Here is an 18351-nt window from a genome sequence, read left to right on the forward strand (position 1 = left end):
TTTGGTAAATGTTTCCAGAGATCAGAGATTCTCTACACTAATTTCACTAAACCACTCCGACAATGCTTTGTCGGTAGCCGATTCGCGAGAATTCCCCGAATCGTCAGAATCCATCCCTGAGAGCAATGTGTCGACCGCTTGGTCGACCCGGTTGTCAATCGCCTGGTAACCCGACTGCCAGCCAGCTTGCCGGACGTCCGCTTCCCCCGCTTCAGAGGCTCCAGCGGTGTCCGTATCGGACGTCTCACTGCTGCGGATGGTATTGGTCTGCGGCAAGTTGGTGGTGTCGACGGCCGCGTAGGCGGTCGTTGTCATCCATCCTGCGGCCGATTCACCCTGAGCAACCGATTCACCTTGGGCCAGCGATTCGCCTTGTGGGGCACGCGATTGCCTGTTCAATGCGGTGATTACGACCAGGGCGTCCTGTGGTTCCACGCGGCCGTCACCATTGACGTCGACGAAGTCAGGAGGTCCGGTTTGGATCGAACCGACCGGAATCGAATTGGTGTTCCGGCGATTCAGAAGGTTGATCACCTTCAAAGCATCGATCGGCGTAATGAAACCGTCCGCGTTGACGTCCGCTCTCATGCCAGACAGTGGGTTCTGGTATGCCGACTGAGTCAGGTTCAGGGTGACCGTCACAGGGGCACTGGTTCCGGTGCTGTCTTGTAGCACGTAGGTGAACGAGTCCGTGCCGCCTGGAGCTCCATCTTCATTTACGTAGACAAACGTTCCGTCCGCCGTGTTCAGCGTCAGCGTGCCTTCGGTCGTATCCGACTGCAGCACCAACGTGAAGTCATTCCCGTCGGGATCAAAGTCATTCGCCAACACACCCTGCTGAGGATCAAGGACGCTTAGCGTGCCACCTACAGAAACCGCATAGGTATCGTTGACGCCGGTAGGAGCATCGGGGACGGCACCGATCGTCAGCGTAAAGGAATCGGTCACTTCGAACGTGCCGTCGGAAGCTCCGATCGTGATCGGGATCGATCCGCTGGCGTCCGGACGAAGCATGATCTGCATCTGATCTCCGTTAAAGGTGATCCCGGAAACCAGTGGCGAATTCGCGAAACTGGCAGGCGAGATCACACGGTAGTTCAGTTGCGTGCGATCGGGGTCTGCGAAGATCGTGCTCAGGTCCGCCACGACGGTCTGGTCTTCTAGCCCCGAAAGGGGATCCAGAGTGGTCAGAACCTGTGGTGGATCGGGCGTGTCCGCAACCGCAACCGGGATGATCACCGTGGAGGTAACGTTTGGATCATTCGCGTCGGTCGCGGTGACTGTCAGTTCTGCGTTGCCAAAACCGTAGCTTGGCAGCGTCAGCAACAACTGAGACAGATCGTTGCCGGACTGCTGGACCTGAACCACGTCACTGTTATTGGTCGTGACGGTATAGATCAGCGGGTCCCCTTCTGGATCGAGGAACCAAGTGCCTAGGTCATAAGTGAACTGCTGCTCGGTCGCCTTGCTTTCGGTGAAGTTCAGTTCGTCATTTCCAGCGACACCATTGATGCCGACGAATTGAGCTGGATCGTTTTCACCGTTCACATCGATAACCACGATTCCGGTCGAGGTCGCCCCATCGGAGTCCGTGATACGGTACTCGAATTGGTCGACACCGGAGAAGTTATCGGCAGGTTGATAAAGCAGGTATGCGTCTTCGGTGCCGGAAGCGGGCACGTAGGTGACCGTGCCACCGCGGAGGGTGGTTTTAGGTGTCGCGAAGTCGCTGGTTATCAGGTTAATCGTTTGGTCTTCGTCCGCTGGACCACCGCTGTCGTTGCTAAGGATAGAGCCCGCCCCGGTCAGGGGCAGACGTGATCCGGTCGGTTGATCTTCAGCGACATCAAATCGATCGTTACCAGCGATTGGCGGATCGTTTACCGGAGCTAGGTTAATGACAACCGTACCTGGGACCGCTGAGGTTTGCGAAGCCTCGCCGGCACCGGTTGGGACGTCCGCAACGGTGTAGATAAAGCGGTCTGGGTTGGTGCCAAGAGCCGTGCTGTTGAAGTCAGCAGGAGGCGTGTACTGGACCGATCCATCTGCCAGGATTTGCAGGCTGCCACCTTGTTCGGTTGCGAACGGGACAAAGGTTCCCGCGACATTCCAGCCGACGGTCTTGATGACCAATTCCTGAGCAAGTTCATTTGCCGGTCCAGGAACAAACAGGCCATCGGTCAGAGCTTCGATCGTGAACTGTTCGACCTGATCTTCGTTCAGGTCGGCGTCGACAATCACCGCTCCAGGAGCCGTTGGGACAGGGGCATCGTTGACCGAGGCGACGTTCAACGTCACCGTGATGGCGGTCGGGCTGACCAGTTGGTCGGCTTCTTGTCCAGAAGGTCGGACATCGGTAACACGAACGGTAAATTGCAGTTCGCCGTTGAATTCAGCATCGGGTAAGAAGCTAAACCTTCCGTCGGCCTCCATCGTTAGGATCCCGCCTTCGCCGGTTTCGTTGACGATGCGTCTTGGTCCGACGTCATCGCTATAAACCGCCACCGGATCAAAGTCCGGATCGGTAATCCCGACAAGAACGCCATTGTCATTGGTGACACTAGGGGTTCCCGTACCGTCGATGTCGAAGACTTGTAGAAGGTTGTCTTCCTGGAGGTTGTATTCCAGTTGGCTGTTGGATGCGTTGACCGTTGGCGGTTGTCCGGGAAGAACGCGAACCAAGTAGTCTTCCACCTCTCCACTAACCGCTAGTCCGTTGGGGTTTAGGTTCCCCTCGGTGCTGATGCGGAATCGAGCATAAGTTTGCAGCGGAGCGAGTGGTGCGGCGGTCGTCGCAGGCATGACGATGTTAAACGTCTTGGTGACCGTTTGCACGACGGGAACGCCGTTGACGATCGTGATTCGCTCGGCAAAGGTTGCCATGTCAGAATCGATGTCGCGACCGATGATTTTCTCACCCGGATCGGACCAGTCACCATCGCCATTGAAGTCGATCCAGGCATCGACGATCCCTGCTCCTGTTACGGAAACATCGATCGGTGTCGAGAAGCCTGGGCTGCGGTTGAAGACGCCGGCAGGATTGTCCTCTGAAGAGAAGTTCACTCCATCTTCATCGTCGACGATCACCAACAGCGATTCAGGGCTGGCCGTTGGGATTTGCAAGTCGGCTGGCCGCAGTGGGCTTTCGTTAAAGGCACGCTCCAGGGCTTCGCCCATCGTTTCGCCTGCCTGCAGGGAAACCGCATAGTTGTCTTCGTCGAAGCGACCATCGGTATCGAATTCGAATGTTGCTCGAGCAACGCCCGTATCGATCGTGATCGTGTCGCCGTCGACTCCCGCAGGAACCGTGATCGCCAATTGGCCAGGCGTCTGGACGACCACAAAGGACGTGCCGGTCGATCCGACCACTTCGATGGCGTTGTCGTCACCGTTGGCTGCGGAGGTCGGTTGACCGTCCGATTCGCCGTCGATTAAGCGACCCAAGACCGGGCCGTCGCCGATGACGTGACGAGCACCGTTGACATCGAACAGCGTTGGGTAACGGCCGCGGACGCCATTCACAGGATCCGGAGCATCGCCGTAATCCAAACTGATTTCCGGCATCAGGATCGTGAACTGGGTCGTGTTGTCGCTGCGGTTCGGTTTCAAGTTGCGATCGGATTGGTCCGCGATCGATTGCAAGAAGTAGTTGTCGACTTGCGAGCCGATCGACTGTGCATTTTCGACAAACAAGGTGTCTCCGCCGCGATCGATTGCCACCAAGTCGGTGAATGGAGCTTCATTTTCTGGGTTGATTCCATTGATTGCATCGATCAGAGCATTCTTGACTTCGACGGCACTAAAGCCACGGTTGATCGAAACCGGAGCTGCACCGCCAGGGACGCCGGACAACACCATGGTTGCGGCTTGACTGGTGTCGATGATCGTTCCAGGGACATCGTTCAGTTCGACCGAATCGCCATCGGCGACTGGGGTCAGTCGAAGGGTCCCTTGGTTGTTTCGAATCGCCGACGCAAGGACTGCGGCGACTTCTTCGGGGCTTGCACCCGCAGCAAAGACTACGGGGGTAGCACCCGCTTGGGAAACGCCACCGCCGCCGATTGCCGCTTCAAATTCGAAGACCAGAGTCACACCATTTTGGGTGATCGAAATACGGTCGCCGTCTTGGACGGTGCCCCGAAGCAGTTCCAGCGGACTGGTTAGCGTATCAACTTGATCGCTTTGGATCGGTCCCAGATCGACGATACCGGTGTCGTTGCCAATGGAAACCGCATTGATTCCCAGTGCAGTGGCGTTGATCGCCGCCGCGGTGGAATCTGCCAGTGTGTTCGGCGCGTCTCCAGCGGAGTAAAGAATCGGCTGGGCCAATGGACTGACAAGGACACCGGTTTGGGTGTACTCAAAGAGCACGCTCACGCCATCGTTGATGATCGTGAACTGCGAATGGTCCGCAACCGTGGCTCCACCAAATGGTGGCACTTTCAGTTGCAAAGGTCCAAAGACCTGAAGTTTGCTAGGACCGGTGACCCCAGGCGTTCCGCTGATTACGACGCTTGTTGATCCAGCGGTGGTTAGTCCTAGTCCGGCCTCACCACCAACGGAGACGACACCGTTTCCGACCGCGACAACCGCGGTTCCATCCAGGCCGACGATGTCGTTGGCTTGGTCTTGAGCGGCAATCGCCTGAGCGATCTGTTCGGCCAGTTCTTCGCCGGTTGTTAAGCGAGTGAAGTCAATCGCGATCGAACCGGTCGCAACGCCGTCCGCACCGACCAAGTCGGTACGGTTCAGTTCAAAGACTACCGGATCTGAACCATCGTTAGGCGTCAGGGTCAACGTCGTCCCGTCTTGTGGGGTACGTGCCAAGCCGACGATGCGGGTTTGCCCCGAACCGGCGGTTGCCGTTCCGTTGACAGGCAATCCGAGGAGCAGCTGCCCACCGATCAAGGTTGGCGTGACATTCAGCGTGGTCGTCGCGATCGCTGTTTGGATGGCCTGGGAAACCAGGACGTCGTTGTTAGCGCCCGATACGGGGACTCGGACGCGATTCGCCGCGACACCGTTTCCGGAATCGAATTCAAAGATAACCTGCTGCAATCCGTCGTCGATGGTGAAGGTTTCGCCATCTTGGACGCCGCCAGGTCCAGCACCTGCTTCCGGAGGCTGAATTGCCAGAGTCGCGGAAGCTTGCAGTAGTCCGCTATCGAACGCGTCGATCGACGCTCCCGATTCGGCTCCGATGATGACTTGGCTGCCCGCCAGTTGCACGGAGATATCAAGGCCGGCTTGGCCTGTTACGGCCGTGGCAATCGCTTGAGCCAATTCCGCAGGAGTCGCACCTTGCACGAAGGGAACACGAATGTTTCCAGGCAAGATGTTGTTTTCATTTGCCAGATCGAATTCGAAGGTGACAGGAGGGTTGGTTCCGTCATCGATGGTGAATCGATCCGCATCCGCAATCCCGCCGGTTCCTGTTCCGGCAACCGGAACGATCAGGGCGAGGACTTCGGGGAACTGAATTTCATAACCCGATTCGAATTCCAGCGAAATCAATCCGCCGTTCTGGTCGGTGATCGTGATTTGATCTCCATCGCTTACCGAAGCGGCAGGAGGAGCAATCACCACAAATCGATCTTCGTTGTTCAGCGAGATGCGATAGGAGCGATCTTGTCGCCAGACGCCAGCAAGCGGGGTCAAGCGAATTTGGTTCTTGGTGGAATCGTAAGAGAAGGTGTAATCGATTCCTTCTTGAAGGAGCCGACCATTCTCGAACAGCGTTACCGTGGCCCCTTCTTTTCGAAGGCCTTCGATCACCGCACCAACAACCGTGTCGTCATCAATCCCACTGCCTGGGAATGGATCGGAGGTGTCGCCGGTATCGATCAGTTGGATACGGAATTCACCGTAGGTTCCGTCGCTCAGTTGCAGGAAGCTGACCGTTGGGTCGGTGTCGATTCCAGCGGCGTCATTGTCTTGCGGGAAGTTTGCCAGGGCAACGGGACCGACGAAGTCGGCAAGGTCCAGGGCACCGCGATCTTTGAAGACGTTGGCTCCCAAGCCTGGCAGCGATTGCGTTTCAGGATCATCGGCACGCAGTTGTCCGGTGTTGTCGCGAGCTGGTGCCAGAATTGGCGAAACCGACATTCCCAGTGACTGTTTCAGGGCAGCGAATGCGGCCCGTTCGTTTAACGAATTGATCGCACTGTCAACAGCCAATGAACCGGTGACCGGCAGGTATTTCGAAGCGAAAGGATCTTGAAGGAGTTCCCCGTCCGCCGGAATGACCAAGTTAAAGTCATCGGTCGCGTTGTTCGTATTAATCGGACCGACTTCGATCCCGATGTCGTAGAAAGTTGAAGAGCTAGTTCGAGGGATTGTGCGGTAGAGGGCAATTTCCTCTTCGGTTGCCATGAAGATGTTGCTGCTAACAATCACTTCGCCCGTTTTTACCATGCTAACGGAACCGCGGCTGATGTCACCGAACCCTCTGTCCCTGGATTCTTCGCGAATCACAGCCCCGTGGGTATTGATGATCACGTTGTTGACAAGCGTCGGGCTGGCTCCGGAAACAGCGGTGACCCCGGATTCGGGAATCAATTGATCGTTGTTCTTGTCTGGACGGGGGTCCATGCGGATCGCGCCATTGGCATCGATGTTGGAGGCTCGTTTAACCAACACATAGTGTTCGGTTTCGCCTGCACCACTGCTGGTGATTGAGGTGCGTCCGGTATCGACATCGTCGAATCCAAAACCTTCGATCGAGTCGTAAAAGCCCAGTGGTGTGGTGGAGTTGCTCCCCGCGTGATGGGGTCGGAAAGTCATGTTGTCCAGGAATTCGTCATCGCCAGCGATGCCGCCAAGGACTTCCGCGGTGACGCGTGCGATCGGTCCTGAACGTCCGTCCGGAAGGTCCACCAGTTGATTGTTGGGAAGAGGAGGGTTGTTTGAGTCAAATCCTTGGATCGCTCCACCGATTGCCAACGCCATGTCGGCTGCGGTGTAGTCGGCGGCGTAATTGATCGGAATACTTCCAGCGGTCGCACCGCCGGTACCCAGAACAAATTCAAAGCGAAGAGCGTTGGCAGGCAAGCCCGCGGTTTGCCGTGCAGGTGGCAGGTCGGTGACTTGATAGATGACAAAACTGTCGCCACTGGAGTAGGCCGAAGCCGGTTCGGCGTCAATCAGGAATTGCCGCGGAGCACGAACTTCGATCGATAGGTCGTAGGCACCTGTTTGAGCTGAATCGACTCGGTTGCCGAGCGACAATGCATCAAAGGAGTCGTTCCCTGCACCGCTGACGGCGATGTAATACGTGTCCTTTTCGGTCGCGGTGTAATCCATGTAAGGATCGACACCGGCGGTTTCGCCAGGAGCCGCTGCATTGGCCGCCAACGTTTGAGGATTTCCAGCGGAGTCGTAGAAAGTAACGACTTGACCACTGCTGTTGAACAGACGGATGGAGCTGTCGACCGAGCCATCGGTGTCGATGTCGACAAGCAATCGATCACCAACATCCAGTTGCACGCTAAAGAAGTCTACATCTTGCAGTGCAGAAACTCGCGTGCTGTCGCCCAACATTCCCGCAGTCGTAAACACATCCGGAGTATGGGAAATGCCTAATTGTGTCGGAACCGCTTCGCGAATCGTATCGTTCGGTTCGTCGGTCGCGTCCCCTGATGCAGAGGAAAGGGTGCCGTCGCTGCCGATGATGGTGTTGTTGACAATTCGGGCAAACGGTTGAACGCCGTCGTGAATCCCAACAGTGTTCACGTCCCACGGCAGGTCCGTGTCGTACCACACGTTGGATGCGCCATATAGATATAACGCGGGTTCTTGGAACGTCGTCTGAATGTTGTTAAAGCGGTTGCCAGCGGCAAGATCGGATGGATCGCTGGTTAGGACGTTGTTGCCGATAATCGGAACGACCAACTGAACCATGTCATTTTGAACTAGCGGGCTTGACAGGATCGCATCGCGAATCGAAAGCAGAAGTTCGTGCTTGTTGTAGCCGTAAGATCGCCGATTCTTCGCAGCCGAGTGATCCGTACGGTAATAAACGGGAATATTGCCGTCACGAACACCGTCGCCACCGGCACCTACGCCCGACTGAATGTCTTCAAATTCAAAGACAACACGTGTTCGTCCGACATCGATGCTGAACGTGTCGCCGTCATTGATGTTGTCCCCATAATGATGATTGGTATGAGAAGTTCCCGTTACCACGTCCGAGTCGGGGTCGGTGATAAACGAGTAGGGATTTATCACTAGCGGAACGGATTCACCTTGAATGTGGATCCCCGATAACTGTGAGTACTCAATAATGTTATTGACAATATACGCACCCGGAGCCAAACCACCTTGGACGCTATTGTTCAGCGTTGGCAGGTTTCGCACGGCGCCCATTCCGCTGTTACCTAGACGCGGATCCTCGATGTAGTTGTTGTAGCCGATATTCGCCAACGGGACGTCGCCGTCCGCTTCGAATGGGTTGGAACTGTAAATCGTGTCGATCGGGTCGGTTTTACGTATCGCAGGTTCGGACCAGACACCGTAGACATGCGAGTTGCTGATCGTATTGGAATCGATCAGGATTTGCGATTGAACGCGTTCGACATTCCGGTCACCGATTTCGTTTTCCAAAATCGCTGGGAAGATAATGCGTCCGGTGTTCGGGTCTGCCAACCGGTTTGCATCGGCTGGCGTATCGGTTGATAGCGATCCCGCGGCGATGAACAACGCACTGTCTAGGGTGTTCGTCGTCTGGTCTCCAATCACAAATTTGATCGAGTAAGCCCGTGAAGGAACCAGGGCGACGGGGCCAAGGTCGGTTTCCGCACTGCTGAGGTTGAGGACTTGGGTGAATCCGTCAAAACCGAATTCACGCAAGAACTGACCGCCATCGGACGGGCTGTTGTCAGTGTACTGAGCCGAACCGACAGGATAGTTGGCGCTGTCGATCGGGTTTCCACCCTTAACCGCTAGGTTGTAGGTGATCGTCGATGAGAGGTCGGTCAGCAGGATGGCGATCTGGTCAACGGGGTTCGCACCTGCATCGTTGCGATACTCTTCGGAAGCAAAGACCACTTGCATGTTTAGTGGCAATGCGGTGGTGCCATCGTAAACGAATTCGAATTCAAGCGAAGACGAATCGACGGTGGTGATGGCGGCTGCTGCATCCAGGTCCGCGTCGCCCACACCTGTGGCAGTGGTCGAACGCTGACCGCTGATGTTCGGGCCGTTCACTCCACCGATTCCGCCGGTTGAAATGACAACGCCGCTATCGATCCCAAGGGTGTATTCACCGCCAGAGAACAATCCTGTTCCGCTGCCGCTGTACTGATCGTTTCCGTTTAGGGTGATTCCTGGCCCGGCAAGCGATTCCGCCAATTCCGCGGCGGTTCCCGTACTAGTAACGTCCACCGCTTCGATATCTACGGTGTTGAAGTCGCCTTGGACAGGACCGACCAATTCGATGCGATTGTCGCGTGAACTATTGTCCTGCGGGATCGCACTGACTTTGAAATTCGCTTGGACACTGGAGTTGTTGATCGCTTGGCGAATCGCCTGAGCGATTTCGTAGTCCGCGTCAGCGGTTGTGAACGGTACCGGGATGCTACCGAGCGAGACGCTTCCCGAATCGTTGAATTCAAAGCGAACCGTGGTGGCTCCATCGCCCAGTTCAAAGAAGTCGCCATCCTGCAGGATGCGTCCTTCAGGGGCAAGCAAGCTGGTCGCGTTGGCAACCAACCGGGCGTTGGTGTCAAAGGTGCGGTCCAGCGTATGAACGCTGGTGAACCCACTGGTGGAGCTGGAGGAATAATCAGCACCTTGGCGGATTTCCAACTGGTACTCGCCCGAGAGGACTGAGCTGGTCGATCCGACGAAATTGAAGTCCGTCTGGCCTGGCGAAGCATTGGCAATCCGTTCACCACGTTCTGCAAAGCCGATCACGAAATCGTCCATCGACAGGTGCGGTGTCGTGTTTCCCGCCGAGCCTGTAGTACTTGTCGCGACAAAACGCAGGCGGATGTTGTCTTGCCCAACAACCGAATCAAGGGAAATTCGGGCTTGGCGGAACTGACTGTTCTGGTAGGCGTTTTGGAAATTGAAGCTCAGCTCGGTCGAACCGCTGTCGGTGTCCGCAAAAACCTGTAAATCGGTAGGGTTGAAGCCATCTTTGTAGTAATTGAAGTACAGGAATGGTTCATCCGCAGCGCTGTAGCCACCAAGGTTGAAGGCGTTGGTTTCAAACGTGGACGATCCCGCGGAAGTCGGCGTGTAGTGAAGGCTTTCGTTTCCAAGAGCACCACCTTGGAAGGCGTGTCCCTCTGCCGAAACATTGATCGAATACAACAGATTGTCCGGCAAACCGGCACCGGTGAATTGTCCCGTGGTCCCGTTATACGCAAGGTCGGTCAGGCCGACGGCGAACGTGTAGGTTCCAGCGGGCACATCGATGCTGATAAACGGATCGCGGCTGGAATCACTGCCGCCCTGACCTATATTCTGGCTGACGCCGCTGTTGCTGGCGACGACCGTCCCTGCTGCGTCCAGCAGAACAAGCCGCAGGTCGGCAGGTAAGACTGGATCGTCCTCCTCGTCTTGCGTAAATCCGTTCGAAACCTCATCGACGTCGATAATGATTTGCCCGGGATTGTCCATCGTGAAGCGATAACCGTCGATCGTGCCGTTGCCGGTTGCCGCAACTTTGATCCAAGGGATCGTTACCGATGTGTTGCTGAAAGTATCGCCGACATCCCCGCTGTAACGCAGGTTCCAGAGTGGATTGGCATCCAGATTTTGGGCAGCCGTTCGGGCGGGGCCATTCCCTTCGATTTCGTTGATGACACGGATCCCCGGAGCGTTGTCCGTGGTCGTATTGTCAAACAGATCTGAATCACCGTGCCCGCCGTTTTCGCTGCGACGGGAGTCGATCGTCCAGTTAGCTGGAAGCGTATCACGCGGGATCAAAACAGGGATCGCAGGTGCTTCGGCTGTATGAGCCCCTGTGACTTCCAGTTGGTCGTCGGCGATTCGTGCCACACTTGGCAGTGGTTCGCGGCGAAGTTCCGGATTCGTTGTGAATTCGGAGGGGGTTTGTCCATCGCTTAAGACAGCAACGTAGTAGACACCCGAGGTCGGGATCGATACCGGGCCGATGAATGGATCGGCCGTGCCGAAGCTTCCACGGTCAAACAGGTCGGCACTTTCGGTCGATTGCGAAATCGATTGGTCTTCGCCGATGTTGCCATCTTCGCTCCACAGAATCAGCTGAGCACGTTCGCGATTGAACACACTGTCTATTTCGCCGTCGGGATCCCAAAAGACTGCCAAGCTGGTGTCTGGACGTGAAAGTCCATCTGCGTAATCGACATCAAAGACCGTCGAGAAGTACTGCTGGGGACTGGTCTCGTTCGGTAGGTTGGTAAAGTCGGCGTAGAATTTATAGAAATCGACATCCGAACTGTTCGACAATGAACCGCCCACGCTAAGCGATACATCGTCGGTGTTCAGCAGGTTTCCGATGTACTGTGGGCGCTCAGCGGTGGAGTCAAGCCCGACCGTGATGGAATCGTTCGAGTTTCTTGAACCACCCGATTCTTCATTTTCTTGAGCGTCCCCAAGCAGCGGCGAATCAAGCATCAATCCACGCATGTGGATGGCGTTGTTCGCATAGCGGATGTCGGCATAACGCACGACCGAACCGCCAAATTCTTGGTCTTCACGCAAGCGTACTTGAACGCTGTAGGCACCTTCGGTTGTCCCCGCGAAGGTGTCATCGGGGTTGACGCTGGCACTGCGGATTCGGAAGGAGTAAGCCGATCGGCTGCCACTGGCACCCGGCAAGGTGACACGGAAGCCTGCATCGCGGACGTTGGTCGTCCCGTAATCGTTGTACTGCCCTTTGGAACCCAGGTCTTGGAATTCCGTGATCCCGCTAGCCAGCGATCCAACGCGTCCGTCGACCAACGAACTGGCCGTTAGGATTCCGCTGGGGTCAAAGACCTCGCCGGTGCTGTTGTCACTGCGGGCCAATAGGTTGCCGCTGGAATCGAGCAGTTCGATAACCGTATCGAGGGCAAACGCCGTTTGATCGACGTCGATCCAAACGGCTGTCCCCGCTTCGCCGGTGAAACTGTAGACATCGACGTCCCCTGGGTTGGCCAAATAACCGTGGACCGAGAATCCAAGCCGTAGGTTTTCATCGCCAGAGTAGAAGTCGGGAGCAAGGTCACCGAGGACTTGTGCTGAATTCGGTGAGCCATTGGTGCCGACCGATTCGACGGTAGCAAGTTCCAGTTCCAGAACCGTTTCGACGTTGCGGTCATTGCTGAATTCATCCAGCAAAATGCCTCGCCAATCATTCGATTCTGCTCGGCTACCAAGGTCGTCGTTGTTGGTGTCGGTCTGTGGCGTGCCATCGGGTTTGACACCCGCACCGATCGTATCGTCGGCAAGGCTGGTCAGAACCACAGGGAACCCAGGTTGACCAATGATCTGTAGGGTCCCCCCGATGCGATCATTGATGTCGGTGGCCGTGCCGAATGCGGTCAGCCCGGTGCCTGGTTCTGCATTGTAAGGAGAGGCGGCTCCCTGGAATTTGACGACCAAGCTTTCGTCAGGGTGACTTCGTAGCAACAGTCCCCCTTCGGAGTGCATGTTGCCAACGCGAATCGTATCGTAGACGACATGCACAATGTCGGTGTCGTCCCAGATGCTTGCGGTTGTCAACGTCTCGCCACGGATTTCCATCCCGTTGATGCCGTTGTCATCCAAGCGGTTGTAACGAACAAGTGGACCGCTGTTATTATTCAGTTCGCTGTAGCGATCGCTCGTGCCGGTTTGCCGGCCGGTGTCACTCACCAGATCGGCGATGAAACTGTTGGCATCGATGTCGATCACGCTACCGCCATTGCTGATAAACGTGTTGCCAACGATCGTCGGTTGGCTGCCGCGGACAAAAATGGTTGCTGGCGTGTTTGCCAAACGACCGAATCGTCCCGTAGGACCTTGGCCGCCTTGACCGTCCGCGTTTTGTTCAAACGTGGTCTCGGTGATCCGCCCGGTGCCCTGTTGCAGTTCAATCGCGTTAAAGGCTTTGGTGGTACCACCGATCGAAGTCAGGCCGCCACCAAAAGCGACGACTGCATTGTCCAAACTTAGATGGGCATTGGGGCCTACATAGATACCACCCCAGTTGCCTGGCTGAGCGTCGTTAACAGGACTGCCGTTGTTGTTCGTGTCACTGGTTCCGCCGGTCCCATAACGGTCGTCGCTAATGCTGGTAAAGACGACTTCTTGGCCAGGAAGTCCTTCGGCCAAAACCTGGGTCCCTTGTCCCAGTTCGATCCGAGAACCAGCCAGTTTCATGACCAAGCCTGGGTCAAAGACAAGGCTTGCATCCAGGCGTGCCCGAGTCCCGGTGCGGGTGTCGTCAAGGACGCCGTCGGTTGTCGATCCATCGTCGAAGAAAGTCGTGGAAGTGCCATCGATCTCTTCGATCAGAGAGTAAACGAAAGGACCGGCACCCGTTACTTCGGCGCGATAGATACGTCGAGTCCGGTAGCCCTCGGCCACGGTCGGTAGCGTCGCAAGGGCGATTGCATTGTTCGTCCCCGCGACGACAACGCTGGTCGTTTCGACAGACGCCAGGCTTTCGAATCCGTTGGCATCGACAAACGTAACGCGATAGGCGTATTCGCCATCGCTGAGCGTACCACCGACGGTGGCCGCTCCACTGACATTGGTTACATCGGGCGAGATTCCATCGGTCAGCGGGCCACCAGGGGTGCCGCGAAGCAATAGATTTTCGCTGAGGATGTGAACGACGTCGATATCATCCAGACGTCCGGCGAGCGATAGATCGCCGGTGTCGCGACCCGCGACCGTATCGATTTTGATAAACAGTCCATTCAAACTGTTGTCAACCAATACGTTGCTATGGATATCGGGACCGACGCGATCGTAGTCGCTGGTGAAGGTCCCCTCTTGCTGGAATCGAGGCGCTTGATAGCTGGTTTCCTCGAAACTGTTTGGTGCGGCACTCATCGCGGCACCGGAGCTGTTCGTGATTTCGTTGAACGTGATCGTCGGACGCATGTTGACGATCTCGATCGGGCTGACCGAAGACTGGAAGCCGTTGATGTTGACGTTGGCGCCACCGCCGTAGCGGATGTCTGCATGGTTCACCCACTGCAGGAAAATGCCTTCGTCTTCTAGGTTCAGGCGGCCACTAGCATCGTCGAAGTCGGCGCGGAAAACCAAACCACCCCAGTTCCCATTGGAGGGAGCAGGAGCGTTGCTGGGAACCGACTGGCCTGCGGTCCGGTCGCGTGTGCTGGTAAAGATAACGTCGCCGTCGTCACCGATGACCGCGCCAGTGGAATCCAACAAGCGAGGCGTTCCAAGAACCTGCAACGCACCGCTACTACGGTCGACCAGCAGGTCGGTGCTGCCGACACTGACGTAGGAATTGCGGAAGCGGAAGACGGCTCCGGCGTCGATCATCGTGGTCACGTCGCGTGGCACGACCATCGCTAGACCATCTTCCAGAACCCCACCGCCACTTTCGGGAAGCCCAAACTCATAGGCAAAGTTATCGGCTTCGGTCGCTAGCGATTGATCGTTTCCGCCGTTGCCGACGATCCGGACAATGTCCCCTGCTTCGGTAGCACCGAACGCGTTGGCAACGTTGGGATCACTGATGTTGTTAAACGGATTCGCCAAAGTCCCGTCCGCACTTGGGCCCGCAAGTTTGTCGACAAAGATCGTTTTGCCATGAACGGTCGCTCCGTTGAAATTACCGGAAAGGTCGATTTCTCGCTCATTGAATAGCGTGACAACCGATCCGCTGTAGGTGCTGGTAACGCCCGTCGCCAGTTGATTCTGGACAAGGGTTTGAGCAACGCGTTGGCTTAACGATTCCGCGGAATCGGCAAGGCTATAGGAAATGGGAATGTAGCGGTTGTCGCCAGTGGTACCCTGCAGCACAAACTGGAAGGTCCGTTCCGCTCCGTTTCCGCCAAGGATTCGAATCGTCGATCCGTTGGCGATTCCCGATCCGTCGACCGTAAACTCCAACTGTCGTTGAAGAGGGCGTGATTGGAACCAATAGTTAAACGCCCCGCCTGGGGTTCCATCGCCGTCACCATCGATTCGGACTCCTGGGACCAAGTCCCGGTCACTATCCAAGTCGCGGAGGACGTCCACTTCGTCGACTTGGGCTTCGAATACCAACTGCAAGTCGTACTTCCCTTGGGAACTACCACCAAAGCCGCTGCCGGAAATCGTTGGGTCGTAGTGGTCGTTCCCACTTGCGGCCACGCCGATGTAATAAACCCCGCTGCCAAGGTCGGCGCGAATCAGTGAATCTTCGCTGAAGTAATCATCGTTTCGCGATAGTTCAACAACATCCCCACCGGTCAAGTTGACCGTGAAGGCACTTTGGTTGAACGCACCGATATCGGTGGTTGCATCCCCTTTGACAAGCGTTGCCGTCAGCAATGACGAAGCGAATGGATCGTTGTTGATCGCATCCAACAAGTCTTGGACCGGGACGGCAGGCAGATTGCTGGCGGTGTTTTGCCGAGGGAATTCTACTCGGAATGAGTTCACGCCGGTGGGGATAACATCCACACTGGAATCGCCAAACGCGCGGTTGACCGCGACGAATTGAACCTGAGTACTGTTGCCCAGTTTGCCTGGCGCGATCGCTTCAAATTCGACCGATAGATCGACTCCGGCACCAAAATCGGTGAGGGCTTTTGCTTGGTGCTGTTGATAAAGGGTGAGCGTCGAATCAAGCAGGCTGCTGTCGACCAAGCGTTCCGCGAAAATTTCGGCAGACAGTTGGCCAACCTTGTCTTCGTCATCCAGATCAACCTGGAAACGGTACAGGTCGACATCCTGGCTATCCAGGTTGTAGAGATACTGTCCGTGAAGAACGTCGTAGTTGCCCGGGAAAATCGGTTCTAAAGGCCGGTCGTCTGCCGTCTGTAAATCGTTTGCTGAATTGAGCAGGTTCTGATTGATGCTGCTGTTGATGAACTGAGGTGCCAGGGTCAACAGTGTGGACGCAGGCAGTTCGGGGGTTCGTTCCAGCCCCAAGACGATTCCGATTCCGGCCATCACGGTCCGGAAGAAATCTTCGCCGTACTGATCCTGCCAGGCACGCTGCGATTCCAGCACCAGGGCGCTACTGGTAAAAGTTGGGTCGACGCGAGCCGCGAAATTCAGGCTCGATTGAAGGATATCATTGGGCCCTGTCAGCGAGGAAATATTCCCCATCAAGAACGAGACGCCTTGGTCGGCGGTCTCGGTGAACTGGACGCCGATGTTGGTGCCCCAAAGCTCCAAAGCCTCACGCACGCGGGTCTGCTGCCGGGAGGTCATTTCCGTTCCGGCAATCGTGACGCCAGGATTGAAATGGTAGGGGATGGTTGTGATCCCAGCGGTCGTGTCCGCACCAAACAGTTCGCTGTAATGCTGAACGAATCCAAGTCCAGCGGAATCTTCAAGGTCGCGGTGGCCAGGATCGGTGCTGCCGCCAAGCTGGTCTAATAAGAATGCCTGTGCGTCGATCGATTCCGATAGGATCAGGCTGGTGCGGGACTGTGAACCGCCACCTAAAACCCCAACGTCATAAGCCGAATTGAAAGTGTCCCCGGCGGCTACCATCTGCAACGCAGGTGCTAGTTCCAGGCCGGCTCCCGCTGGTGCCGACGCATTCCCGTTGATGATTACCTTCAGCAACAGATTGACGTCGCTTGCCAGTGCCGCGGTGCGGATGTCTTCGGCGGTGGCCACACCACTGCCGAGGTCAAAGACGACTTCGCGACCATTTTCAACACGAGCCGTTACGCCCGGGGTAAGCGAACGTTCGAAACGAACGGTGATTCCGTTGCCTGCTTCCCCTTCTTCGATGGCGCGGAATTCGACGGCTACGGCGCCGTCGGTTTGCAGATCGGTCCGAGCGGCAGCTTGGATCGCTACGGTTGTCGGCTGGATGATCAGTTCGGTTCGGTCGTCAACCGCCGTTCCAATCCGCAATCGGAAGGTCCCACCGTCGATGGTGCCCGGACCGTAATCGTCCGACATTGCCAAATTGCTGATGTCGTCCGCAAACGTCAGGGTAGCGGTGTGACTGACGGGGTCGTATTGGACATCGGTTGGCAGGAAGAATTCGTCGTCGGTTGTGCGGACCGTCTCGCGGGTGTTCAGCAACTGGTAGAAGCGAGGGTTTTCCGCCGATCGCAAGGTCGGATCGCCACTTGCGTCGTCTTCGACAAACAATTCGTCTTCGTTGAAGTAGACGACGATTACATCGCGGCGCTGGGTCAGTGAACCGTCGGCTTCGCGAACCACTGGCTGAGGAACGACCGCTTCCACAAGCGCTCCCAGACGTAGTTCAAAATCAACCTGTTCTTTGCGTGCTCCCAAATTGCCTGTCACCAACAATTCGCCAGGAGAGCCATCGGAACTGGTATTTCGCAATCCGACGATCCCTGCACTCGGATCATCAAAGGCGAAAACTTCAATTCGGTACTTATCATCGGGCAAAGCGCTGGGGAAGCTGACCAGCAATTCGTTGCCTGCGTCCGGATTGACCACGACCGAGCCATCCGGCAGGTCGACCATCAGGTCATCGCTGGTCCCCAATTGGTCGTCCGCGCCAGCGCGTGTGATCCGAACCGCATCGGTTGTTGAGGCATGGATCTGTTGGTCTTCATCGAAGCGGAAGGTCAACAGCCGGGGGGCAACGTCGCGAATCGATCCATCGACAAGCAGCGAGCCTTCGTTTGGCTGGATTCCAATCAATTGAGGCCCCGCCAGCAATTGACGCTGTTCCAAAGTCTCGACCAAATGACGCCGCCGTGCGTCCTTTGAAGCGTTGCGAGGCTGATTCTTGCGAAAAGATGAGAGAATCGAACGATTCCGTTTTCGGGAGGCCATTAACCAAACCTTACGTAGCGTTATTCGGCCCGCGATCGTGAAAGCGACCGGCGGGAACAATGATCTTGGTGGATATGCAATTGGCGTGACAGACTCGTCGCCGATGTAAGCAGCAGTCGAGTATAGTTGGGGGGCGCAAACCCGCAAATTTCCATAATTTTTAATGCATGGATCTCTACTGGTTTGCTTTCCAGGATGCCGTTTGTGCCGGTCGTAGTAACTGCCCAGCTCGTTGGCATCCCCTCCCTAGGGGGTCCGCTCGGTAGAGGGGACTTTCGGGGGGGCTTTATTATCACGTGGAGGTTTCGATGCGCCCCACTGGCAGAAAGTTCCCCACACCACCCCGGTAATCCGCATCGCCAGGATGATCGTTACAGTCTGTATCAATCTTGACGCGGTGACTTGACTTTTTTAGGAATTAAACGATTGTTTAAAACA

1 protein-coding gene is annotated in these 18351 nt (G+C 56.2%); it reads right to left on the reverse strand.

Annotation, left to right across the window (positions count from 1 at the left end):
* Positions 1 to 21 precede the first annotated feature (21 nt).
* Positions 22 to 17913: a tandem-95 repeat protein gene (locus FF011L_RS05960; RefSeq protein ID WP_145350754.1), complete on the reverse strand. Its 17892-nt coding sequence runs from the start codon at positions 17911 to 17913 to the stop codon at positions 22 to 24.
* Positions 17914 to 18351 lie beyond the last annotated feature (438 nt).

This window comes from Roseimaritima multifibrata, assembly GCF_007741495.1.
Classification (GTDB): domain Bacteria; phylum Planctomycetota; class Planctomycetia; order Pirellulales; family Pirellulaceae; genus Roseimaritima; species Roseimaritima multifibrata.

Coding starts and splice junctions, on each gene's coding strand:
- FF011L_RS05960 (WP_145350754.1), bottom strand. CDS start 17,913: ATGGCCTCCCGAAAACGGAATCGTTCGATTCTCTCATCTTTTCGCAAG.